Origin of the sequence: Merdibacter massiliensis, assembly GCF_900155395.1 — a bacterium.
Taxonomy (GTDB): Bacteria; Bacillota_I; Bacilli_A; order Erysipelotrichales; family Erysipelotrichaceae; genus Merdibacter; species Merdibacter massiliensis.
The window spans coordinates 1-24,116 of the sequence record NZ_LT699706.1; the positions used below are offsets into that span (position 1 = coordinate 1).

The 24,116-nt window shown below is 41.0% G+C and carries 27 protein-coding genes; 26 read left to right on the plus strand and 1 reads right to left on the minus strand.

The window, feature by feature from the left end; all coding sequences use genetic code 11:
• Positions 1-180 precede the first annotated feature (180 nt).
• From rny to BQ9859_RS00015, 3 genes are all read left to right on the plus strand, one after another.
• Positions 181-1,731 (plus strand): ribonuclease Y, encoded by a 1,551-nt coding sequence (gene rny, locus BQ9859_RS00005; protein ID WP_075876157.1) that lies wholly within the window; start codon positions 181-183, stop codon positions 1,729-1,731.
• Between the two features lies 1 nt (position 1,732).
• Positions 1,733-2,533: a TIGR00282 family metallophosphoesterase gene (locus BQ9859_RS00010; RefSeq protein ID WP_075876158.1), complete on the plus strand. Its 801-nt coding sequence runs from the start codon at positions 1,733-1,735 to the stop codon at positions 2,531-2,533.
• A gap of 80 nt (positions 2,534-2,613) precedes the next feature.
• Positions 2,614-3,081: a DUF1307 domain-containing protein gene (locus BQ9859_RS00015; protein ID WP_075876159.1), complete on the plus strand. Its 468-nt coding sequence runs from the start codon at positions 2,614-2,616 to the stop codon at positions 3,079-3,081.
• Positions 3,082-3,155: 74 nt separating this feature from the next.
• On the opposite strand, the gene rpsD is transcribed toward BQ9859_RS00015, so the two are convergent.
• Positions 3,156-3,758 (minus strand): 30S ribosomal protein S4, encoded by a 603-nt coding sequence (gene rpsD / locus BQ9859_RS00020; protein WP_075876160.1) that lies wholly within the window; start codon positions 3,756-3,758, stop codon positions 3,156-3,158.
• A gap of 355 nt (positions 3,759-4,113) precedes the next feature.
• Between rpsD and BQ9859_RS00025 the strand changes: the two genes are divergently transcribed.
• The 23 genes from BQ9859_RS00025 to rpsB all read left to right on the plus strand — a co-directional run bounded on the left by BQ9859_RS00025 (position 4,114) and on the right by rpsB (position 24,110).
• Positions 4,114-5,868, plus strand: a complete 1,755-nt coding sequence (locus tag BQ9859_RS00025) for a septation ring formation regulator EzrA (RefSeq protein WP_075876161.1) — start codon at positions 4,114-4,116, stop codon at positions 5,866-5,868.
• A gap of 2 nt (positions 5,869-5,870) precedes the next feature.
• Entirely contained in the window at positions 5,871-7,001 is a 1,131-nt protein-coding gene (locus tag BQ9859_RS00030; protein WP_075876162.1) for a cysteine desulfurase family protein, read from the plus strand.
• Positions 6,988-8,199, plus strand: coding sequence for a tRNA uracil 4-sulfurtransferase ThiI (thiI, locus tag BQ9859_RS00035; protein ID WP_075876163.1), 1,212 nt, complete (start codon positions 6,988-6,990; stop codon positions 8,197-8,199). The genes BQ9859_RS00030 and thiI overlap by 14 nt, the downstream gene beginning before the upstream one ends.
• Before the next feature lie 60 nt (positions 8,200-8,259).
• Positions 8,260-8,466: a hypothetical protein gene (locus BQ9859_RS00040; protein WP_075876164.1), complete on the plus strand. Its 207-nt coding sequence runs from the start codon at positions 8,260-8,262 to the stop codon at positions 8,464-8,466.
• Positions 8,467-8,518: 52 nt separating this feature from the next.
• Complete coding sequence (locus BQ9859_RS00045; protein WP_075876165.1) at positions 8,519-9,313, plus strand: methyltransferase domain-containing protein; 795 nt, start codon at positions 8,519-8,521, stop codon at positions 9,311-9,313.
• Positions 9,314-9,381: 68 nt separating this feature from the next.
• Positions 9,382-10,797 carry a signal recognition particle protein gene (gene ffh, locus BQ9859_RS00050; protein WP_075876166.1) on the plus strand — a complete coding sequence of 472 codons (1,416 nt, stop codon included), beginning with the start codon at positions 9,382-9,384 and terminating at the stop codon, positions 10,795-10,797.
• Between the two features lie 92 nt (positions 10,798-10,889).
• Positions 10,890-11,162, plus strand: a complete 273-nt coding sequence (gene rpsP, locus BQ9859_RS00055) for a 30S ribosomal protein S16 (protein WP_075876167.1) — start codon at positions 10,890-10,892, stop codon at positions 11,160-11,162.
• A gap of 3 nt (positions 11,163-11,165) precedes the next feature.
• Positions 11,166-11,411: a KH domain-containing protein gene (locus BQ9859_RS00060; RefSeq protein ID WP_075876168.1), complete on the plus strand. Its 246-nt coding sequence runs from the start codon at positions 11,166-11,168 to the stop codon at positions 11,409-11,411.
• Positions 11,412-11,456: 45 nt separating this feature from the next.
• Entirely contained in the window at positions 11,457-11,954 is a 498-nt protein-coding gene (gene rimM, locus BQ9859_RS00065) for a ribosome maturation factor RimM (protein WP_075876169.1), read from the plus strand.
• Positions 11,951-12,685 carry a tRNA (guanosine(37)-N1)-methyltransferase TrmD gene (gene trmD, locus BQ9859_RS00070; RefSeq protein WP_075876170.1) on the plus strand — a complete coding sequence of 245 codons (735 nt, stop codon included), beginning with the start codon at positions 11,951-11,953 and terminating at the stop codon, positions 12,683-12,685. The genes rimM and trmD overlap by 4 nt, the downstream gene beginning before the upstream one ends.
• 143 nt (positions 12,686-12,828) lie before the next feature.
• Entirely contained in the window at positions 12,829-13,176 is a 348-nt protein-coding gene (rplS, locus tag BQ9859_RS00075; protein WP_075876171.1) for a 50S ribosomal protein L19, read from the plus strand.
• Between the two features lie 94 nt (positions 13,177-13,270).
• Positions 13,271-13,834 (plus strand): signal peptidase I, encoded by a 564-nt coding sequence (gene lepB, locus BQ9859_RS00080; protein WP_075876172.1) that lies wholly within the window; start codon positions 13,271-13,273, stop codon positions 13,832-13,834.
• 13 nt (positions 13,835-13,847) lie between these two features.
• The gene (gene lepB / locus BQ9859_RS00085; protein ID WP_083662569.1) at positions 13,848-14,405 is read left to right on the plus strand and encodes a signal peptidase I; all 558 of its coding nucleotides are present in this window, start codon (positions 13,848-13,850) and stop codon (positions 14,403-14,405) included.
• A complete protein-coding gene (gene ylqF, locus BQ9859_RS00090) occupies positions 14,402-15,271 on the plus strand; it encodes a ribosome biogenesis GTPase YlqF (protein WP_075876173.1) in 870 nt (289 codons plus the stop codon). The genes lepB (BQ9859_RS00085) and ylqF overlap by 4 nt, the downstream gene beginning before the upstream one ends.
• Positions 15,261-15,902 (plus strand): ribonuclease HII, encoded by a 642-nt coding sequence (locus BQ9859_RS00095; RefSeq protein ID WP_075876174.1) that lies wholly within the window; start codon positions 15,261-15,263, stop codon positions 15,900-15,902. Before ylqF ends, BQ9859_RS00095 begins: the two co-directional genes overlap by 11 nt.
• Positions 15,903-16,021: 119 nt before the next feature.
• Entirely contained in the window at positions 16,022-16,396 is a 375-nt protein-coding gene (locus tag BQ9859_RS00100) for a hypothetical protein (RefSeq protein WP_075876175.1), read from the plus strand.
• Positions 16,393-16,821 (plus strand): NfeD family protein, encoded by a 429-nt coding sequence (locus tag BQ9859_RS00105; RefSeq protein ID WP_075876176.1) that lies wholly within the window; start codon positions 16,393-16,395, stop codon positions 16,819-16,821. The genes BQ9859_RS00100 and BQ9859_RS00105 overlap by 4 nt, the downstream gene beginning before the upstream one ends.
• A gap of 16 nt (positions 16,822-16,837) precedes the next feature.
• Positions 16,838-17,758: an SPFH domain-containing protein gene (locus tag BQ9859_RS00110; RefSeq protein WP_075876177.1), complete on the plus strand. Its 921-nt coding sequence runs from the start codon at positions 16,838-16,840 to the stop codon at positions 17,756-17,758.
• Positions 17,759-17,844: 86 nt separating this feature from the next.
• Positions 17,845-18,573 carry a DNA-processing protein DprA gene (gene dprA, locus BQ9859_RS00115; protein ID WP_075876178.1) on the plus strand — a complete coding sequence of 243 codons (729 nt, stop codon included), beginning with the start codon at positions 17,845-17,847 and terminating at the stop codon, positions 18,571-18,573.
• Between the two features lie 69 nt (positions 18,574-18,642).
• A complete protein-coding gene (gene topA / locus BQ9859_RS00120) occupies positions 18,643-20,790 on the plus strand; it encodes a type I DNA topoisomerase (protein ID WP_075876179.1) in 2,148 nt (715 codons plus the stop codon).
• Complete coding sequence (gene trmFO / locus BQ9859_RS00125) at positions 20,790-22,082, plus strand: methylenetetrahydrofolate--tRNA-(uracil(54)-C(5))-methyltransferase (FADH(2)-oxidizing) TrmFO (RefSeq protein WP_075876180.1); 1,293 nt, start codon at positions 20,790-20,792, stop codon at positions 22,080-22,082. Before topA ends, trmFO begins: the two co-directional genes overlap by 1 nt.
• A complete protein-coding gene (xerA, locus tag BQ9859_RS00130; protein WP_075876181.1) occupies positions 22,082-22,996 on the plus strand; it encodes a site-specific tyrosine recombinase/integron integrase in 915 nt (304 codons plus the stop codon). The genes trmFO and xerA overlap by 1 nt, the downstream gene beginning before the upstream one ends.
• Before the next feature lie 169 nt (positions 22,997-23,165).
• Entirely contained in the window at positions 23,166-24,110 is a 945-nt protein-coding gene (rpsB, locus tag BQ9859_RS00135; protein ID WP_075876182.1) for a 30S ribosomal protein S2, read from the plus strand.
• Positions 24,111-24,116: the final 6 nt, after the last annotated feature.

Below are 24,116 nucleotides of genomic sequence, written 5' to 3' on the forward strand. Positions count from 1 at the left end.
ATGAAAGCAAAAGATTTAAAAAATGAAATAATGAATAAACGTTTACATTTTTTACAAAAATAATACATTATGGGATAAAAAGGGGAATGATACTTGTTAATTAAATGAACAATATGCTATTATAATATAGGTTAAGCATTGCGCTTACAACCATAAATCATAGACGAAGGAGGAACTGAAATGGATGTAGTTTCAATTTTGTCTGGAGGGTTGGTAGGTCTTGCTTTGGGAATCATCGTGATGATTTTTGTTTCCAAAGTGGGATTAAATAAGGATCAGCAGAAGGCTGCCCAATTGTTGGATCAAGCATCGATCAAAGCTGATGCAACGATCAAACAAGCGATATTGGATGGCCGTACACAGGTACATGAACTTAAGATTGAAGCAGAAAAAGAAATCAAGGAACGCAAACAAGAAGTTACAAAAATGGAGAATAAGCTGTTGCGCAGAGAAGATAATCTGAATTTCCGCGATGAGGCTTTAACTGCTAAAGAAAAACAACTAGATCAAAAAAGTACACAGCTGTCTGAGAAATTAGCTTCTCTAGATGAAAAAGAGAAAGAATTGCAGGAAAAAATCGATGTTCAGATTGCTGAACTGGAAAGAGTGGCTGCAATGAGTTCGACAGAGGCGAAGGAAGAACTGTTTTCTGTTGTTGAAAAGAGAATGGAACAGGAGACCATCGCCTACATTAAAGACAAAGAAGAAGACGCAAAAGCAAAAGCAGATGATATTGCACGTAATATCATCGCCTTAGCTGTTCAGCGTTTATCACAGGATGAATCGGCAGAACGCACCGTTTCTGTTGTTTCATTGCCGAGTGAAGAAATGAAAGGACGTATCATTGGACGAGAAGGTCGTAATATCAAAGCGATCGAACAGGCTACGGGGGTCGATCTGATCATTGATGATACACCAGAAACGATCACTGTTTCTTGCTTTAACCCGATTCGCCGCGAAATTGCCCGTCTTTCATTAGAGTATTTGATCAAAGACGGACGTATTCAGCCGGGTCGTATTGAAGAAGTAGTGAACAAAGTACGCCGTGAGATTGATAACAATATCATGAAGGTCGGAGAAGAAACGGTATTTAAACTGGGAATCGGCAAGATCGATCGTGAGATCATCAAATTGATCGGCCGGATGAAATATCGTTATTCTTATGGTCAGAATGCATTGCAGCATAGTATTGAAGTGGCAAACTTGGCAGGTATGATGGCTGCAGAACTGGGATTGAATCAACAGCTGGCAAAGCGTGCCGGTTTATTGCATGATATTGGAAAAGCTCTGGATTATGAAGTGGAAGGAAGTCATATCGAGCTTGGCTATAAGTTCTGTAAAAAACATGGCGAGCGTGAAGTTGTTCTCAATGCCATCCAGTCGCATCATGGGGAAGTGGAGCCGAAATATCTGATCAGCAATCTGGTGATTGCTGCCGATACGATCAGCGCCGCTCGTCCGGGAGCACGATATGAAGCATTGCAAAATTATATCAACCGTTTGGAAGAGTTGGAAAAAATATCAAAGAGCTTTGATGGTGTTGATTCCTCTTATGCTATCCAGGCTGGCCGTGAGGTTCGCGTCATGGTCGTACCAGATAAATTAGATGATCTGGCATGCCATCGATTAGCACGTGATATCAAAGATAAGATCGAGGCAGAGCTGACTTATCCGGGACAAATCAAAGTAACGGTGATTCGCGAAGTCAGAGCCAGCGAAGTGGCAAAATAACATGAAGATACTTTTTATTGGCGATATTGTTGGCAGTGTCGGCAGGGAAATGGTGCAGAGCCATCTCCCTCTTTTAAAATCGCAATATGATATTGATTTCGTGATTGCAAATGCAGAAAATGCAGCACATGGCAAAGGAATCACACGAAGGATCTATCATCAATTATTGAGCTTTGGCATAGATGCGATGACGATGGGAAATCATACGTTTGCTAAAAGTGATCTGTTTAATTTTATTGACGAGGCTGACCGCTTGATCCGGCCGATGAATCTAGAACCTGTCGATGCAGGTACAGGTGTGCGGATCTTTCAAATCAAAGGTTTGCGTGCGGCAATTGTTAATCTCTGCGGAGAAGTGTTTATGCACGATATCGCGGAATCTCCTTTCCAATGCATGGAACGCATTTTGCGGACGACTCAGGCAGATTTATTTTTCGTAGATCTTCATGGAGAAGCAACTAGTGAAAAAATTGCTTTTGCATATGCGTTCAGCAATCGGGTGCAAGTTGTTGTAGGCACGCATACGCATGTACAAACGGCAGATGAACGCATCGTGAATCACACGGCGGCCATTACCGATCTAGGCATGTGCGGTGCTTATACAAGCGTATTGGGAAGAGATGTGAATGAAATCGTAACTCGTTTCACAACGGATCAAAAAACACGGTATACGATTGCCGAGGGGCCTGGTATCTTTTGCGGTGCACTCGTTGAGATTGATGAAGAAAGCCGGCGGGCAACACATATTGAACGCATTCAAATTCGGCCGCAGGGCGAAGAAATATTTGTATTAAAAAAATAGATACCGGCAGTGTATCTATTTTTTTATATGGGTGACTGTTTTATAGTACAATAAATTTAATTGATATATGGGAGGGGAAAATGAAAAATAGTAGTATATGCTGGGGTTCGATCTTGATTTCATGTTTTTTGTTATGTGGGTGTACATCATCAAAATCAGATACAACGACATGCAGCATTAATGGCCAAGGATTACAGGATGAGCAGATCATTACTTCTGTAGATGGAAATGTGACCGTGCTGGAAGAGCGGTTAGAAATTGATTTATTGGATCTTGGAGCGAGCAAAGAGAATATCGAGACAATTGATGAAGAAGATCTGCGGGCACTGTTTGAATCGCAAATACCGCAATTGGCGGATACGATCGAAGGGGTGCAAGTGGATTATCAGCTGGAAGATGAAAAAGCAATTTTTAACATGCGCATTGATTTTGATAAAGCAGATACCAAAACCTTGTCGGATATGGGGATCATTGATGCGGATACTTCGAATATACGTTTGGATGGATCGATCGAAGCCTTGGAAAAACAAGGATATACTTGTAAATAAGCTGATATTTTAATCAAATAACAAATAAAAAAAAGATATGCAGATCGTGTAGATCGCATATCTTTTTAACTGTCTTATCTGTTGTAGAATTCGACAACGAGCAATTCATTGATTTCACTGTTCAGCTCGCTGCGTTCAGGTAAACGTAAGTAAGTACCTTTTTTAGCATCTTTATCAACATCTACGAAAGCAACTGTATTCAAGCTTGCTTCTAATGCTTCATTGATAGCTGTCATATTTTTTGATTTTTCTTTTACTTCGATCACGGATCCTGGTTTTACGCTGTAGCTAGGAATATCTACTTTTTTACCATTTACCAAAATGTGTCCGTGGTTTACCAACTGACGAGCAGCGCGGCGTGTACGTGCAAAGCCCATACGGTATACTAAGTTGTCCAAGCGAGATTCTAATAAGAATAAGAAAGTCTCACCAGTAACTCCTTTAGAGTTAGCTGCTTTTTTGTACAAGTTAACGAACTGACGCTCATTTACTCCATACATGTAACGGATTCTTTGCTTTTCACGCAACTGAAGTCCGTAGTTTGTTAATTTGATTCGTTTTGTTGGTCCGTGCTGGCCTGGTGCGTACTGACGTTTTTGGAGCTCTTCGCCTGTTTCCAAAACTGAGAAACCTAAACGGCGGGATTTCTTCCAAACTGGTCCTTTGATTCTTGCCATAATTTCCTCCTTATTGTTTTATTGGCCATAAAACAATAACAGTACAAATCATCAATCAGGGTGTTGATGCTTACAATACCTTCACCACTAACAGCTGGGTTACACAGTACTCCATGAGGACATGTCATCAACGCGATCTGCATGACTTTGTATGCTGCTATCTATTTTACGCCTAATAATAATAGCAGAAACTATGATTTATTGTCAAATCATTTATTCTTTTTCGGACTTTTTTTGTTACGAAGAATACGGAAGAAAAACAGGTGAAAAAATTTATCAAACTTTCGAATAAAGTTTTTAATTGATAAGAAGTGTGATAGAATATAGATAGTTATATTCAGTCAGGAGGAGTGGCATGGACACTTTGATCAATAAGCTTATCAATGTTTTGACACCACAGTTGGTGTTATATATCGTAATTGCTTTAGTTGTTATTATCGTATTGACCATTGTTTTAAGAGGAATGCGAAAGCGAAGCTTAAAAGGCGGATTAGTAGAACTGGAAACAAAATACAATGAGGTAAAAGGTATTCCTCTTGCTTTTAAATTTAACAAAGCAGTAGCCCTTTCGCGTGTAAATGAGGCGATGCTTGCAAGGGTGAATGAATGCCAGCCTAATTTTGATTCTGTACAGGAAGCTTTGAAAGAATGCGGCGTTTTGTTAGCTGAAGCCGATGATCTTTTATATGTGCATAAAAATAAGGCAGCATATAAAAAGATGGAACAATTACAAAAGAATTTGGAAGAAAGCAGAAAAAAAGCAGAAGAAGTCAATCAAGTATTAGATGAAATTCTAGAACAAGAAAGCGAACAGCGTTCGCAGATCAATATCTTGAAAGAACGTTTTCGTTCGATCAAAAAAATGTTTGGCGATAATAGAAATGCCTATCACCAGAGCGTAGAATACATTGAAAAACGTATCGATGCGATTGAAAAGAAATTTTCGCTGTTTGAAGAATGGATGTTTGCTTCCGAATTCGATAAGGCACATGAACAGCAAGAGGAAATTGCCAAGGATATCCAGGAATTAGGCAATCAATTGCATGCCCTTCCTAATTTATACGAACAGGCTAGAGGTGTATTGCCAAAAGCAATTGATGAAATCGGATTGCGTTATGCACAGACTAGAAATAAAGGTGTTTATCTGGAACATTTGGATGTGCAGAAAAATTTGGATATCATTTCTGATCAATTAAAAGAAAATATCGCCAAATTGCGTGGCGGCATCGTTGTCGATGTAAAAGAAAATCTGAATGCCCTAGGCGAGCGGTTGTTAAATCTGCAGGATCTGATCGCTCGTGAAGATGATGCGTATGCAGAGATCCATGGTGGAATAGATGAACTGTTTCAAAAGGTACGGCATGTCAATGAAGAGTTTGAAAGCATCGTTCAATTGTATCAGCGCGTAAACGAACGTTTTGGTTTTGAAGACTGGAGCGCTCGCTTAAAAGAAGAAGAGAAACAGCTGGAACAGATGAATGTCTTAAGAAGAAAAGTGGAGAAAGCAGCGATTGAAAATGTGCTTGCAGCATCTGCCCAGTTGATGGATTATCGCGAGTTAGCCAAAGCGGTCGAACTTTTTGGCAAAGATGTCGAAAAGATGAAGGCACAGCTGGCCAGTGCTTGCAGCGATGAAGAAAGAGCAAAGAAACAGCTTGTCAAACTGCAGCTGATCTTGAACGAAGTTCGCTTGAAAACAGCCTGTCATCGTTTGCCAAGTATTTCATCACAGTACCAGTCTGATCTGGCTGAAGGGGAAAAATTGATCAATCGTGTTAAACTGGTCTTGGAACATTCTCCTTTGGATGTGCAGGAGCTGAATGCGGATTTGCAGGAAGCAATTGATTTTGTATATAAATTGTATAATAATGCCAATAATTTGGTCGGCATAGCGATCATGGTCGAAAATGCGATCGTATTTGGCAATCGTTATCGTTCCAGTTATTCTGAAATCGATTCTGAATTGACAAGAGCAGAACTTTCCTTCCAGAATGGAGAGTATACGAAAGCCTTGAAGATTGCGATTCAATGTATTGAAAAAATGCATCCGGGCATTTATGAAAAATTAATTAAGACAAATGATCCAAGCATCATGAATCAGGTGGGATAGTTATGGTATATTTGGATTATGCATCAACCACTCCGATACGAAAAGAAGTATTAGAAGCTTATGAAAAAGTTTTGCATACTTATTATGCAAACGCGGATTCTTTACACCAGGCAGGAAGAAAAGTAAATATGCTGTTAGAACAAAGCCGTGCGAATATCGCACAGCTTTTCCATGTACAGCCGGAAGAAATTTTATATACTTCATGCGCAAGTGAATCGAACAATTATGCATTAAAAGGTTTTGCTTTGGCAAATCAAAACAGAGGACGGCATATCATCGTAAGCAGTGAGGAACATTCCAGCATTCGAAGCAGTGTTGAGCAGTTAAAAGAAGTGTTCGGCTTTGATATTACATATCTGCCGTTGCATGAAGACGGCCGCGTACATGTGGAAGATGTTCTCTGTGCGCTGCGGAAAGATACCATCCTTGTTTCTGTTATGTTGGTGAACAATGAAACGGGTTGTATCAATCCTATAAAAGAAATTGCAGAGGCCGTTCATGCCCATTCCAGAGCGGTGGTGCACAGTGATATGGTGCAGGCGCTTGGAAAGATGGAACTGCCGGTTTCAAGCGTGGATATGGCAACTTTTTCTGCTCATAAGATCTATGGGCTAAAAGGAAGTGCGTTATTATATCATCGTAAGAATCTTCGCTTATTGCCGCTGATCAGTGCTGGACAGCAGGAGTGGGGCTTACGCGGTGGTACGAGCAATGCACCAACTGAGATCGTGTTGGCAAAGACGATACGTTTGGCGCTGGAAGAACAAGCGCAGCATATTGCACATGTACAAAAGATCAATGCATATACGCGCGAAAAGTTATCCGCAATTCCTGATATTGCTGTCAATTCTCCTGAAGATGCATACCCTTTTATTTTGAACTTTTCTTGTTTATGCATTGGAAGCGAGATCATGCTAAATGCATTGGACGCAAAAGGCATTTGTGTTAGTGCGCAAAGTACATGCAACTCAAAAGGCAAAGCGATATCACATGTCTTGTTAGCGATGGGAAAAGATGAATTGCATGCGACACATGCCGTTCGTTTATCGTTTTCTCATCTAACGAGCATAGAAGAAATCGATTATTTTATAAAATCATTGAAGGAGATCATAGAAGAATATGCCACAAGATAAATTTACATATGACCATATCCTGATACGATATGGTGAATTGTCCACCAAGGGAAAAAATCGAAAAGATTTTATCAAACGTTTATATACGAATGTCAAACATGCATTGATGATGTTTGACGGGATTGAAATTGAGAAAACACATGATCGGATGTATATTCATCTGAATCAGAATGATCCATTCGCAATCAAGCCATATTTAGAGAAAGTTTTTGGAATCAGTTCCTTTTCTTTTGCATTGCGAGTAAACAGTGAGATTGAAGCAATAAAAGATGCTGTTCTATCCTATGTAAAAACACAGGAACCTAAAACATTCAAGATCGCAGCCCGGCGAAGTGATAAAAAATTTTCAATGATCTCTGATGAGATCAACCGGGCAGTAGCATCTATCATATTGAAAAATACAGAATGGAAAGTCAATGTGCGGGAACCGCAAGTAAAAATACAAATTGAGGTACATGAACAGGATACTTATATCATGATGGATAAATATCCTGGTGCCGGGGGTTATCCAGTAGGTGTCGGAGGAAAGGCGATGGTCATGCTTTCAGGCGGAATCGACTCTCCGATTGCTTCTTATTTAACGATGAAAAGAGGCGTAGCTATTGAATGCGTTCATTATGCATCTCCTCCCTATACATCTTCTCAAGCACAGGAAAAAGTATTAGAATTAGCTCGTTTGCTGGCACCTTATCAAGGACATATCGTAGTGCATATCGTACCGTTTACCGATTTGCAGTTGGCCATTTATGAGCATTGTGATGAAAGCTATGCAATTACCATTATGCGCAGGATGATGTATCGCATTGCGGAAAGATTAGCGGAAAAACAAAACTGTTTGGCGATCGTAAACGGTGAAAGCATAGGACAGGTGGCCAGCCAGACTTTGGAAAGCATGCGTACGATCAATGATGTGATTGCTTTGCCAGTGATACGTCCAGTCGCAACGATGGATAAAGTAGAGATCATCGATCTTGCTCGCAAGATCGGTACATATGAAACAAGCATTCTTCCATGGGAAGATTGCTGCACGATTTTTACTCCGAAAAACCCAGTGACAAAACCAACGATAAAAAAAGCGGAATATCTGGAAAGCCGGTTTGATTTTGAAAAAATGGTAGAAGAATGCGTTGCACAGACAAAGATCGTTCATGTCTATCCAGTAAAAAAAGAAGACGAGGCAACAGAAGATCTGTTTTGATCTTTGGTTTTGAGCGCATAGAATTTCATTTTGTTCACATACTATGGATGAGGTGAAATTGTGGAGCGAAAAAAACATTACCGAAATCCTAAGATACAGGAAGATCTGTATCAGTATGAAATGGGCATCGATTTAGGTGCAGAGATCGAGATGGAGAAACGCCGTCATTTATCCGAATATCAGCGGGAACATACGGTGCTGGATCAAAAGGGTGAAAAAAATCACACACCCATGACACCAGATCATCAAAAGGAACATCATCGATAAAAACATAGGGATTTCCCTATGTTTTTTTTAGGTAAGAGAAAGAGGTGATCTTATGTTGATATGTCCGAAATACAAAGCAAAATTGTTAAAAAAAGAAAAAAGCTATCTATGCAAAAATGGACATTGTTTTGATATTGCCAAACAAGGATATACGCATTTGTTAATTCATAAGCAAAAGGCAACAGGTGATAATAAAGAGATGGTGCAGGCACGCAGCCTGTTTTTAGAGGCAGGGCATTATCATTTTCTCATACAGCAGCTGTTGGCGATACTAAATGATCTCTCAGCGTCCGTCATTGTCGATGCAGGTTGCGGAGAAGGTTATTATACACAGGAATTTCCTGCTAAATGCCAGGAAGTTTATGCTTTTGATATGAGCAAATACGCATTGATGAAATGTGCAAAAAGAAGTTCGAAGATTCATTGCTTTGTCGCCAGCATATTCGATCTTCCTTTGGAAGATGCTTGCTGTGATGTCGTGATGAGCATTTTTGCTCCATTTGCAGAGAATGAATTTGCACGTATCTTACATGATCATGGGTATGTGATCAAAGTAGAGCCCGGCAAACGTCATCTATATGAAATGAAACAAATGATATATGAGCATGTGATCGAAAATGAAGAAAATGCGGTGAACTATACACAGTTTGAATTAAAGAAAGAATGGCTGATCGAAAATCAAATCACATTGCACGGGAAAGAAGAAATCAAGGCGCTTTTTCAGATGACGCCGTATTATTATCGCTCTCCGAAAGAGGGAGTACAACGTTTGTTATGCAATGATGAATTGACGACAACAGCACAGTTTCACATCGAACTATATCAGAAACGATCGTTGCCGCAATGATAAAAACCGTTTGGAAAAAGAAAAACTTAATGATATAATAAACAAGCATGAAATGAGGTGTTTTTGCTATGGCATTTGAATCCTTAACCGAACGTATGAGCAAAGCGTTCAAAAATATAACAGGTCAAGGAAAACTTACAGAAAAAAATATGAATGACATGCTGAAAGAAGTGCGCATGTCGCTTTTGGAAGCAGATGTAAATTATACGGTAGTAAAAGATTTTATTGCCCGCGTCAAAGAAAAAGCGCTTGGTGAAGAAGTGCTGAGTGCTTTGAATCCGGGACAGATGGTCGTAAAGATCGTTCACGAGGAAATCACAAATTTATTAGGAAATGAAGAAGTAACGGTACATTATAAAAAAGACGGCATCACAACTTTGATGATGGTGGGTCTGCAAGGTACTGGTAAAACAACGGCAAGTGCCAAAATTGCAAACTTGATGAAGAAGAAACAGGCAAGAAAACCGTTGCTGGTTGCTTGTGATGTGATTCGTCCTGCTGCTATAGAACAGCTGCAGACACTGGGAGCAAACATCGGTGTGGAAGTATTTACTTTGGGAGTAGAGACCAAAGCGTTAGAAACTGCTAGACAAGCAATGGACTATGCCAAGGAACATGGTTATGATACGGTGCTTTTTGATACAGCCGGACGTTTGCATATCGATGAAGAACTGATGCAAGAATTGAGTGATATCAAAGCGTTGATACAGCCGGATGAAATCTTGTTGACGGTAGATGCCATGACTGGACAGGACATTGTCAATGTCGCTCAAAGCTTTCATGAACAGTTATCTGTTACCGGGTTGGTTTTGACAAAATTAGATGGCGATTCCCGCGGCGGAGGAATCTTATCTGTACGCTCGATCACACATGTACCGGTGATGTTTGTTGGCCTTGGAGAAAAGATCGATGATCTAGATGTATTCCATCCAAGCCGAATGGCAGATCGCATCCTGGGCATGGGCGATATGCTGACATTGATCGAAAAAGCGCAAGAAAAGATGGATATGGAAGCTTCCCAGAAAAGTGCCCAGCGTTTGATGAAAGGCAACTTTACTTTGACAGATATGCTCGTACAGTTTCAGCAGATCAAAAAGATGGGGTCATTGGGCGGCATGATGAAATTGATTCCTGGTCTTAATAAGATGGCAGGACAAATTGACGATGCCCGTGCAGAAGGAACCATGAAGAAAAGTGAAGCCATCATCCAAAGCATGACTGAATATGAACGGGAAAATCCAAGCTGTTTAAAAGCTTCCAGGAAAAATCGTATTGCGAAAGGCAGCGGGACCAGTGTGGCTGATGTCAACCGTTTGTTGTCACAGTACGAGAAGATGCAGCAAATGATGAAGATGATGGGCAGTATGGGCGGCCGCATGCCGAATATGGGCGCATTGAAAGCCATGAACGGTATGGGCGGCGTGCCTGGAGCCGGAAAGCATGCCGGCAGCAAAAAGCCAAAGAAAAAGAAGAAAAGAAAATAAAATAACAGGTGTTAAGTAAAAGTACTTGACACCTTGTTTTTCTGTGCTATACTATCAAAGTGTGAAAAATGAACAACTAGGAGGAAATAGATATGGCAGTAAAATTAAGATTAAAGAGAATGGGTAAAAAAGGAGCTCCTTTTTATCGTATCGTAGCCGCTGACAGCCGTTCACCTCGTGATGGCCGTTTTATCGAAACAATTGGTACATATGATCCAATGACAAAGCCGGCACAGATCAAAGTAGATGCTGATTTAGCAATGAAATGGTTGAAGAATGGTGCACAGCCTTCTGATACAGTACGCAGCATTCTTTCTAAAGAAGGAATCATGACTCGTTTGCACGAAGAAAAGAACGCTAAATAGCTTATGGATTACGAGAAGGTATTGCTTGATTTGATCAAGCCGATCGTGGATGACAAAGAAACAGTATCTGTGAAACAAATGGAAAGTTTGGATGAAAACGAGATATTGTTGTATGTATATGCCAACGATGATGATGTTGCCCGTTTGATTGGACGCAAAGGCATCATGGCTTCTTCTATCCGACAGATGATGTCTGTGGCTGCTCGCAATGAGCATGCACATGTGACGATTAAGTTCGAAGCGTATTAAGTAAGGGATGTAGAACATCCCTTTTTTAAAAGGAGAAGGATATCTATGGAAACTATTCGAATTGGTAAGATCGTAAATACACGCGGTTTGAATGGGGAAGTAAAGATCATCCCCAATACACATTTTATACAGGAACGTTTCGCTAAAGGTGCTGTTTTATATATTGGGGAGCAGCGTCAAAAAGTGATCGTATTGCGGTCTCATTTTGATAAAGGAATGGTATATTGTGTTTTTGAAGGATTCGAAAATATCAATCTGGTAGAATGTTTCAAAGGAATGGACCTTTTTGCGGATAAGATGGATTCACAGGCATTGGAAGAAGACGAGGTCTTGTACAGCGATCTGATGGATTGTGATGTATATACCAGCGAACAGGTCTATGTTGGCCGCGTCATCGATGTGCTTGAAACTGGCGCAAATGCAGTATTGCGTGTCAAACGGACAGAGGACACAGTGCTGATTCCTTTTGTACGGGCAATTGTTGCCTCCATCGATATCGATGATAAAAAAATCGTGATCGAAGAAATGGAAGGCTTATTATGAAAATCAGCGTTATTACGATATTTCCAGAGTTTTTTGATTCTTTTCAGACCACAAGCATCATCAAACGTGCAATTGAAAATAAAAAAGTAGAATTTGAAACGATAGATTTTCGTGATTTTACATTGGATAAACACCGGCATGTGGATGATACCCCTTATGGCGGAGGCCAGGGAATGGTCCTTGCTTGTCAGCCGATTATTGATGCCCTTCGCTCCATTCAAAGCGAAAGATCACATGTAGTCATGTTAACGCCGCAGGGAAATACATTTTCACAGAAAAAGGCTGTTTCTCTGTCTCGTTACGACCATTTGATTTTCTTATGCGGACACTATGAAGGCTTCGATGAACGTATTCGTTCTTATGTAGATGAAGAAATCAGCATTGGAGACTACGTCTTGACTGGTGGAGAACCGGCAGCTTTGGTAGTGAGTGATGCAGTGATCCGTCTATTAGACGGAGTCATTCTGGAAGATTCGCATGAGGATGATTCTTTTTCAGATGGTTTATTAGAATATCCCCAGTATACCAAACCTGCAGTTTTTGAAGGTAAAAAAGTGCCGGAAGTATTGTTAAGCGGGCATCATGCCAATATTCGCAGGTGGCGTCTAAAAGAATCTTTGCGAAAAACAATGCAAAAACGACCAGATCTTTTAGAGAATCGTACTTTTACAAAAGAAGAAGAGAAACTTTTAACAGAGATCAAAGAGGAAACAGATGTAAAAGATCAATAAAACAGATGTAAAAGATCAATAAAAAGAATTGCATCAGCAAAAAAAATGTGATAATATATTTAAGTCCTTGTGGACCGTGGTTCCGCTGATCAAAATGATGAATGAACCCAACGCAATAACAAGTAGAAAAGGAGCGCCATAAGATGAATTTGAATTTAGTAAATGAAGTAACAAAATCACAGTTGAATCCAAATGTACCTTTCTTCAAGTCAGGTAGTACAGTGCGTGTACACGTAAAGATCAAAGAGGGAGATAAGTCCCGTGTACAGGTTTTTGAAGGTGTTGTCGTTGCCAAAAAAGGCGGAGGGATCGCTGAGACTTTCACAGTTCGTAAAATTTCTAACCAGATCGGTGTAGAAAGAACATTCCCTTTGCATTCACCTATCATCGATAAGATTGAAGTAGTACGTAAAGGTAAGGTAAGAAGAAACAAATTGACTTATCTGCGCGGACGTTCAGGCAAAGCTGCACGTATCAAAGAGATTCGCTAAGAAAGCCGGATATTCCGGTTTTTCTTTTTTTTGTGTTCAAGTATAAAAAATTGCGTTATAATAAGAGCAACTTTTTTAGAATGAGAGTGATAAAATGGAAGAAAACGAAAAGAAAATACGGGGACTGCAATGGGAAGTCTTTGATTTTGTTAAGATATTGCTTATATGTTTTATCGTTGCACTGGGCATCAAGACATTTATTGCACAGCCAGTTTATGTGGATGGCAGCAGTATGTATCCTACGCTGGAAGACGGGGAGTTTGGTTTTACAAACCTGCTGGGCCTACGATTGGATGGCATTCAGCGCGGAGATATCGTCATTGTTTCCCATGAAAATGAATATTGGGTCAAACGCGTGATCGGATTGCCAAATGAAACGATCGAATGCAAAGACGGTGTTGTTTATATTGATGGCAAAGTGTTAAAAGAAACGTATTTGAATACGGATTACGTAAAAGATATCGAGAAAAGCCAAGGTGTATTTACGAGTGATTTTGGACCTGTCACGTTAGGCGATGATGAATATTTTGTGATGGGCGACAACCGTGTCGTTTCTGCAGATTCACGTATCGTCGGTCCATTCAAGCGTGATCAAATCGTCGGAAAAGGCGTATTTGTTCTGCTTCCATTTGATCAAATCGGTTACCACAATCAATGAAAGGAGAGGTTTCATGAAGAGAGGAATGCAGCTGATTCATTTTTTAGAGTTTATCCGCAGTATCATTATCTATGTGTTGGCAGCCTTTCTTTTTGTAGCGTTTTTTCTGCGCCCGATGCAGATTTCCGGAACATCCATGACTCCCACTTTGCTGGATGGGGAAAAAGTGATGATCAATGTGGTCAATAATTTGATCAGCGATCCGGATCGTTTCGATGTTGTTGTGGTCAAACACGGAGATGAAATGTGGGTCAAACGTGTCATCGGACTCCCTAATGAGACACTCTCTTATGAAGATGGGCAGCTTTTGATCAATGGAAAAAAAGTAGAAGAATCTTTTTTGCAGGAAACCTATATGAAAGAGACATTGGAACGTTTGTCCATTCAACAGTTTAACAGTGATATGAAAGAGCTGACGCTGGGTGAGGATGAATATTTCTTGGTCGGCGATAACCGTCCAGAGTCATTGGATAGCCGAAATGTACAAGTGGGTGCATTTCACCGGCAGGATATCATTGCCATTGGCGTCGTTGTTTTTTGGCCGTTTGATAAAGTGGGGTATGTAGGATGATGGAAGAAAAGAAAAATACAGTGAACATACAATGGTTTCCGGGACATATGACGAAAGCCAAACGGCAGATGCAGGAACAGTTAAAAATGGTGGATATGGTCATTGAATTACGGGATGCTCGGATTCCGAATGCCAGTAAAAATCCATTGATCGAGGAATTGACAAAACAAAAACCTCGGCTGATCTTATTGACCAAACGCGATAAAGCACAGCCGGAAGCCACCAATATGTGGATCCAATACTTGCAACAGGAAAATGTGAAGGTCATGTCATTGGATCTGCTGCATGATTCTTTGGCTAAGAAAATCGTAGCAGCATCACAGGAGCTGATGAAAGATAAGATCGAGCGGATGAAAAGAAGAGGGATCCGTCCGCGTGCAATACGAGCAATGGTGGTCGGAATCCCGAATGTGGGAAAATCTACTTTGATCAATTCATTAGCAAAGAAAAAAGCAGCTACGACAGGCGACCGGCCTGGTGTCACCAAAGCATTGCAGTGGGTAAAAATTGGCAAAGAGCTGGAATTGCTGGATACTCCCGGTGTGTTATGGCCAAAATTTGAAGATCAGAAAGTAGGTATGCTTTTAGCAGTGACCGGGGCTATTCGTGATGATATCCTGCCGCTAGAGGAAATTGCCTACTGGGCAATGGGATGGCTGCAGAAGCATTATCCGGCGCTCGTTTCACAGCGCTATGATGTTGCATTATGCGAAAATCCATATGATACGCTGTTATCTATTGCCCAAAAGCGCGGGTATAAAAACGGAGCAAATATTGATGAAAAACGATTGATCATCGCTTTTTTAAGAGAAATACGTGACTGCAAGCTGGGGGCTATCACATGGGAGATGCCAAATGAAGATTGAACATACATATGAAATTTCTTATTGGCAGCAAGGATATCAGCATATCATCGGTTTAGATGAAGCAGGCAGAGGCCCTATTGCAGGTCCTTTAGTGGTTGCCGGTGTCCGCTTTGCGCCGGGTTTTCAGCATGATGGAATCTATGATTCAAAAAAAGTAAGCGAAAAGAAAAGAGAACTGCTTTTTGATGAAATCGTACAATTGGCGGGTGAATATCATATCTTAGTCGTTGAACCAGCCATTATTGATCAAAAAAATATTTATGCAGCGACCCAAGATGCCATGCAGGAAATCGTTGATCAATTTTTGCAGAAAGATGCTGTCTTGACAGATGCAATGCCTTTGCCGCATTGTCAATTGCCGATGGAAGCGATAGTGAAAGGCGATCAAAAAAGCGTCAGCATAGCTGCAGCGAGCATTTTAGCAAAAGTAACGCGTGATCGGATCATGCGAAAATATGATGAACTATATCCGCAATACGGCTTTGCCAAGCATAAAGGATATCCGACAAAAGCGCATATTGCAGCCTTGCACCGCTATGGTGTTTTAGACATTTATCGAAAGAGCTATGGACCAGTGAAAGAGATGCTGGAACCGCATTTGGATCTGCGATTTGATGATACAGAAATATGAGGGAGAGATCCCTCTTTCTTTATGCAAATATGAAAAAATAAGAAATAATAAGAAATAAGAGAAAATTGTTGCAAAAGCAATATGAAACGTGTATATTGAAAGTGAAAGGAGTGAGGGATATGTTTACTTGGGTAACTTCTTCTACTGCAGCGCCAGTGGTAACGATCAGCGAAAATGCGATCACGCTGAATGCAGCGGCTGCTTCTTATTTTAATGATATTCGCTATGTAATGGTCGGAATCGATGAAGAAAATCACCAGTTGGCTATCCGTCCCATTCAACGAAGGGAATTGGATTTGCATCTGCATCCACAGGATGTCCTTTATAAAATCACGGTAGGTAAAGGATATGCACGTGTGACTAATAAGGCAGTTGTAAAACAAATTCAAACAGTCTTTCATGATGATCTGGATGGAAGAAAATTACCTGCACATTTTGATGAGAAAAATCATTTGTTGATTATAAATTTTATGGAGGGAGAGGGTGACATATGATTGGTATTTGGCTTACGATCCTTGTCGCGGCAATCATCATTGAGTTTATTACACCGACTGCCTTGGTCAGCATTTGGTTTGCGGCCGGTGCTCTGGTTGCCATGGTATTAGAAGTGGCGGCTGCACCATTATGGCTGCAAATCATCATTTTCTTCATTGTATCTATCTTATTATTGTTGATCGTACGGCCGTTATCTGCATATTATTTGCGCGGGAATATCGTCGCCACCAATGCAGATCGTTATATTGGTGCTGTCGGTATCGTTGAGAAAACGATTACAGCGCAAGAGTGGGGCATCGTCAAGGTGGAAGGTGCTTCTTGGAGCGCTATACCATATAATTGTGAAATGATCGAAAAGGGAGAACGCGTAAAAGTAGTGGCTATTGAAGGAGCCAAACTGCTTGTCAGCGCGCTCCAGGAGTAGAAAGGTGGGTTAGATCATGTTTTTTGACACAATTTTTCCGGTTTTAATTGCTATTGTTTTGCTGGTGATCGTTATTTTGTTCATCGCGTATCTGGTGCGCATCGTTCCACAGGCAAATGCTTATGTAATCGAACGTTTGGGTGCTTATCACTCCACTTGGGGAACAGGTATCCATATTTTGATACCATTTGTTGACCGTGTGGCGAATCGTGTTACTTTAAAAGAAGTAGTCAAAGATTTTGCTCCACAGCCAGTGATTACAAAAGATAATGTAACGATGCAGATCGATACGGTTGTCTATTTTCAGATCACAGATCCAAAGCTGTATACGTATGGCGTGGTCGGACCGGTGACGGCTATCGAAAACTTGACAGCTACGACACTGCGTAACATCATTGGTGAATTAGAACTGGATCAAACATTAACAAGCCGTGACATCATCAATTCGAAAATGCGTGCAATTTTAGATGAAGCGACAGATCCTTGGGGCATCAAAGTGAATCGTGTGGAAGTAAAAAATATCTTGCCTCCACGTGACATTCAGGATGCCATGGAAAAGCAGATGCGTGCAGAACGTGAACGACGTGAGTCCATTCTCCGTGCAGAAGGCGAAAAGAGAAGCGCCATCTTAACAGCAGAGGGAGATAAAGAGGCAATGGTTCTTCGCGCAAATGCAAAAAAAGAAGCAATGATTGCGGAAGCAGAAGGTAAAGCGCAGGCAACCGAACGTTTGTATGAAGCACAAGCAAGAGGTATCCAAATGATCAAAGAAGCGGATCCAAATAAATCATTCTTGACATTAAAGAGCTTGGAAACGTATGGCAAGATAGCAGATGGAAAAGCAACGAAGATCGTTGTACCGGCACAACTTCAGGATCTGGCATCTTTATTGACCAGTGCAAAAGAATTCTTGAGCGAGGAAAAGGAAACAAAATAATCAAAACGATAGTGAAGAAGGGATGATCCCTTCTTTTCTTTAGTCCATAAAAAAGTTTGGACGTATAGAAGATAAGAGGTGATCTGATGCGAGAACAAATCTTATCTTATGCAATACGATATGAGGGGAATTGGCAGCGAATAGCTATGGCAATCCAACGCCAAGAACCTTGGTATCCTTTCCGATCGGCCCAAAAATATATCACTGTTTTCGATGCAGAATATCCAAAACAGTTTCGACACTTGCGATATCCGCCCTGGATCTTGTTTTATCACGGTGATTTGTCTTTATTGGAAGCAAAGGGGGTAGCAGTCATCGGTTCGCGTGTTTCTAGTGAAGAAGGCAGGACCAGCTGTCAGCAGATCGTAGGAATACTAAAAGAAAAATATGTGATCATTTCAGGGCTGGCAAAGGGAATTGATGCTTTGGCACATCGAGAGGCATTAGATCAAAAGACCATTGGAGTGATTGGCTGCGGCATAGAGTGCGTATATCCGAAAGAAAATGCAGATCTATATGCACGACTAGCAGCACAGCATCTGATCATAAGTGAATATCCTGGCAAAACCAAACCATATGCTGCCCATTTTCCTTGGCGCAACCGTTTGATTGCAGCATTGGCAGACAGTATTATCGTGATCGAAGCCAAAGTGCGCAGCGGTACCATGCATACCGTGAATGAAGCAATCGAACTTTCAAGGCCGGTATATGTGGTCGTGCGATCTTATTTGGAAAGGGAATATTTAGGAAATGCATTGCTTTTGCAGCAGGGGGCAGAGCCGTTATTTCATGCAGAAGATGTGCAAGAACTATAAAAACAATTGACAAAAGCAGATTTTGCTCGAATAATATATATCGAATATTTTGGAATGGAGGCACTCACCATGAAAAATTTAGTGATTGTGGAATCACCTTCAAAATCTAAGACAATAGAAAAGTATTTAGGAAATGAGTATCATGTTGTATCCAGCAAAGGACATATACGTGATTTAGCGACCAGTGGGAAAGGCGGATTGGGAATCGACGTCGAACACGATTTTCAACCGAATTACAAAATCAGCACAGATAAAAAAGAAGTAGTCAAGGAATTGCAAAAGCTGGCAAAAGACAGTGATCATGTGTATCTGGCAAGTGACCCGGACCGTGAGGGGGAAGCAATTGCCTGGCATTTGGCAAGTGTGCTCGGGTTAGATATGAATGATGAAAATCGAATCGTTTTTCATGAAATAACAAAACAAGCGATACTGGAGGCGATGAAACATCCGCAAAAGATCGATCAGAATCTTGTGAAATCACAAGAAACAAGACGTATGCTGGATCGAATCATCGGCTTTCGGCTGTCAAAACTATTACAAAATAAGATTCAATCAAAATCAGCCGGACGTGTACAATCGGTTGCTTTGCGTTTGATCGTCGAGCGGGAAAATGAGATCCGCAATTTTAAAAAAGAAGAATATTGGACATTAGATGCATTATGCAAAAAAGAAAAGCAGAATTTTACAGCAACTTTATTAAAAGTAGACGGAAAGAAAGCAAAGTTAAAAAGCAAAGAAGATTGCGATGCGATCATCGATCGATGCAAAGACCATGCTTTTCTGGTTGCCGGCATTGACAAAAAGGTAAAAAAACGTGAACCGAAGATGCCGTTCATCACATCTACACTGCAGCAGGAAGCAAGCACAAAGTTAGGCTTTGGTGCAAAAAAGACGATGCAGATCGCACAGAAACTGTATGAAGGTATTGATCTGGGAGGAAGAAGCGAAGGTTTGATCAGTTATATGCGTAGCGATTCTACGCGATTATCTCCTGTATTTTTAAATGACGCTTTTCAATACATTGAAACCATATATGGAAAAGAATATAAAGGAAAAGTACGTCAGAAAAATGATGAAAATGCACAGGATGCGCATGAGGCGATCCGCCCGACCAATATCATGAATACACCGGAAAATGTAAAACAATATCTAACAAATGATCAATATAAGCTGTATCATTTGATCTATAGCCGTACATTGGCTTCTCTGATGGCTCCAAGCAAGAGCGATGCAGTAGCAGTCAAGATTGAAAATAATGGATGCCAGTTCTCAGCGAACGGCTCTACGATGACTTTTGACGGTTATTTGAAAGTCTATGGAAAGTATGAACAAGTAAAAGATGATATCTTGCCTTTGTTAGAGCAGAATGAGGAATTAAAAGACGTGCAGTTAGATGGGAAACAGCATTTTACAGAACCGCCGCTGCGTTACAGCGAAGCGCGTCTGATCAAGGAATTAGAAGAAAAAGGCATTGGCCGCCCGAGTACTTATGCGATGATCATTGATACGCTGCAGGCACGCGGATATGCCACTTTGGAAAAATCAAGCGAAGGCAGCCGTACGAAAGTCTTTGTACCAAGCGAACAGGGAGAGCTGACCGATCAAAAATTACAAGAGTTTTTCAGCACGATCATCAATGTCATGTATACAGCCGATATGGAGTCCCATTTAGATGAGATTGCCAGCGGAGAACGTAATAATGTAGAGGAATTGAAGAAGTTTTGGGATACTTTCGATCCATTGGTAGAAAATGCGTATGAACATATGGAAAAGAAAGAATTAGAACGTACAGGAGAACTTTGTCCGGAGTGCGGCAGTGAGCTTGTTTATCGAAATGGCCGCTATGGAAAGTTTATTTCTTGTATCAATTTTCCTAAATGCCGCTATACAAAGAGCGAAGAGGAACCACAGGAAAGCGATGAGATCTGTCCTAACTGCGGGGCAAAAATGGTCATGAAAAAGGGACGTTACGGCAGTTTCCTCGCATGCAGCAATTATCCGCAGTGCAAAACGATCAAAAGTTTGAAAGAAAAAGCAAAACCGGAACCGATTGGAGAAAAATGTCCGCAATGCGGCCATGAACTGGTTCGACGCAAGTCGCGTTATGGAACGACATTCATCGGATGCAGCAATTATCCGAAATGCCGATATATCAAAAAAGAACCCAAGGTAGAGAAAAAGACAAAAAAAGAGACGACAAAGGAGGACAATGCTTGATGGAGAAGGTAACGATCGTAGGTGCTGGATTAGCCGGCTGCGAGGCCTGCTGGCAGCTTGTTTCCAGAGGTATTCCTGTACGTTTGGTAGAAATGCGCCCCAAGCATTCATCGCCGGCACATCACAGCGATCGCTTTAGCGAACTGGTATGTTCCAATTCATTACGCAGTGATTCCCTTCATAATGCAGTCGGTATCTTAAAAGAGGAAATGCGCAGACTGGATTCGCTGATCATGAAAAGCGCCGATCTTCACCGTATCCCTGCGGGGAGTGCATTGGCTGTCGACCGCGATGGATTCTCCCAATGGATCACAGATACATTGAAACAGCATCCGCTGGTTGAATTTGTATGTGAAGAAGTAACGGAGATTCCCGAAGGAAATGTGATCATTGCAAGCGGTCCGTTAACTAGCGATGCTTTGTCAAATGCTATTCGCACGTATCTGCAAGCAGATTATTTTCATTTTTATGATGCTGCTGCGCCGATCATTGAAAAGGATTCTATTGACTTTACAAAAGCATATCGCAAATCCAGATACGATAAAGGAGATGCGGATTATATCAACTGTGCAATGAATGAGGAAGAGTTCAATCAATTTTATGATGCACTGATTCATGCGGAAACGGCTCCATTACATGACATTGATAAAGAAATCTATTTTGAAGGATGCATGCCGGTGGAAGAAATAGCTAAAAGAGGTAGAAAGACGCTGTTGTTTGGCCCTATGAAACCGGTTGGTTTACAGCGTCCGGACGGATCCAGACCGTATGCAGTCGTACAGTTGCGTCAGGATAATGCAATTGATACGCTGTATAATATCGTCGGATTTCAGACACATTTGAAATGGGGAGAACAGAAACGCGTATTCTCGATGATCCCGGGACTGGAAAACTGTCAGATCGTTCGATATGGCGTCATGCATCGCAATTCTTATCTTTGTGCGCCAAAGGTGTTGAAAGAAACCTATCAATGCAGCAAACGTGAGAATCTGTTTTTTGCAGGTCAGATGTGTGGGGTCGAAGGCTATGTAGAGAGTGCAGCAAGCGGTTTGATTGCTGGAATCAATATGGCTAGATATGTACAAGGGAAAGAATCCTATATTTTCCCGAACACTTGTATCATGGGTTCTATGGCGTATTATATTACACATGCCGATGCAAACTATTTCCAACCGATGAATGCGAATTTCGGGATCGTCACATTGAAAAATAAAGTGAAGAAACACGAAAGAAAAGATGCAATCTGTAAACAGGCCTTGGAAGAAATCGAACGGATAAAGGCAGAACTGTGATGGAAGATTATTTAGAGCGATTCTTACGTTATATCGATCAGCGCAATACAGGTTCCAAACATACGACAGATGCCTATCGGCGAGATATCGAACAGTTCATCTCCTTTTTGAAAGAAGAAGGAATCGATTCGCTTGAAGATGTGGACCGTATCGTATTGATGAATTATATTGCGAAGATCAGCGTAGATGAAAAAGGGCATGAAAGAAGTTCAACGACAATTGCCCGAAAGATCAGTTCGCTTCGCAGCTATTATCATTATCTAAATGAATATGTAGGAGTGCTCAATCATCCTCTGCAAAATTTCAAAGGACCCAAACTGCCAAAAAGAATACCTGAATTTTTATTTGTTGAGGAAGTAGCTGCTTTTTTATCTTCATTTGATGAAAACACGGATGCAGGGATCCGTGACCGCGCTATGTTTGAATTGATGTATGCCTGCGGGCTGCGTGTGAGCGAAGTGGTATCTTTGCATTTGAACAGTCTGGATTTTGATGAAAATATCCTGCGTGTAATCGGAAAAGGCGATAAAGAACGCATCGTACCGTTTTATGCATCTATCGGAGAGCGAGTGAAAAATTATATTTTAAAAGTTCGATCGAAGTGGATGGGAAAGGAAACACATGACATTTTGTTTGTGAATCAAAGAGGCAGGCCGTTAACGACTAGAGGCGTACAATATATCATGAGCAAACAATGTGATGCATGCGGCATGCATATTCGCATGCACCCCCATATTTTTCGTCACAGCTTTGCAACGCATTTGTTGGATAATGGAGCAGATATCCGTGTCGTACAGGAGCTGTTAGGGCATGCTTCACTATCCACTACCCAAATCTATGTGCATGTAACGGGAGATCGTTTGCGGCAGGCATATGAACAAGCCCATCCAATGGCCAAAGGTCATAAAAAATAAAAAGCATACTTGCAATTGCATTATGCTGTGCTATAATTATAAAAGCGTGCAGTGGCACGTGAAATGACACACATCATGAATTCATTCGCCCGTGCTTTGCCGAAACAGGCGTAAAAAGTTGCGAATGTTAGAAATGATGGAGGAATAACGGAAAGAGAGGAATTTTAAAATGTCAGTTGTTTCAATGAGAAAATTATTGGAAGCTGGAGTTCACTTCGGTCATCAGACACGTCGTTGGAATCCAAAAATGAAACCAAACATCTATGCTAGCCGCAACAATGTCTATATCATCAACTTGGAGAAGACATTGGAACAGTTAGATGTTGCTTATGCCGCTATGAAAGATATTGCTGAAAAAGGCGGTAAGGTCTTGTTTGTTGGTACAAAGAAACAAGCACAGACAATCGTTGTAGAGGAAGCTTTGCGTAGTGGTTCTTTCTTCGTTAACCAAAGATGGTTAGGAGGTTTGCTAACAAATTTCCGTACGATCCAAAAACGTGTTAAACGTTTAGTTGAAATCGAAGAAATGGAAGCAAGTGGAAAGCTTGACTTATATCCTAAGAAAGAAGTTGCACAGATCAAAAAAGAAAAAGCACGTTTGGAAAACTTCTTAGGCGGTATCAAAGAAATGAAAAAACTGCCAAATGCATTGTTCGTCATCGATCCAAAAGAAGAACACAATGCAGTAGCAGAAGCTAAGAAACTGGGTATTCCTGTATTTGCAATGGTAGATACAAACTGCGATCCAGAAATGGTAGATTATCTAATTGCTTCTAATGATGATGCTGTACGTTCTGTAAAACTGATCACTACTTTGATGGCAGATGCAATCGTTGAAGCTAAAGGTGGTTTATTGACAGTAGCTCATAGTCAGGATGAGAATGAAACAGATGTAACGATGAAAGATGTTATCATCAATGTAGAAGAACAAATCGCAGAAAACGAACGTCGTCGTCGTCAACGTAACGAAGAACGTCGTAACCGTCGTCCTTATGACCGCAACAAACGTCGTGATGGAAGAGCACCTTTCCAAAAACGCGAAGGCGCTAAACCTGCGGATGCAGAAGGAAAAAACGAAGAAGCACCAAAAGCTGCTGAAACAACAGCTGAATAATTAAGG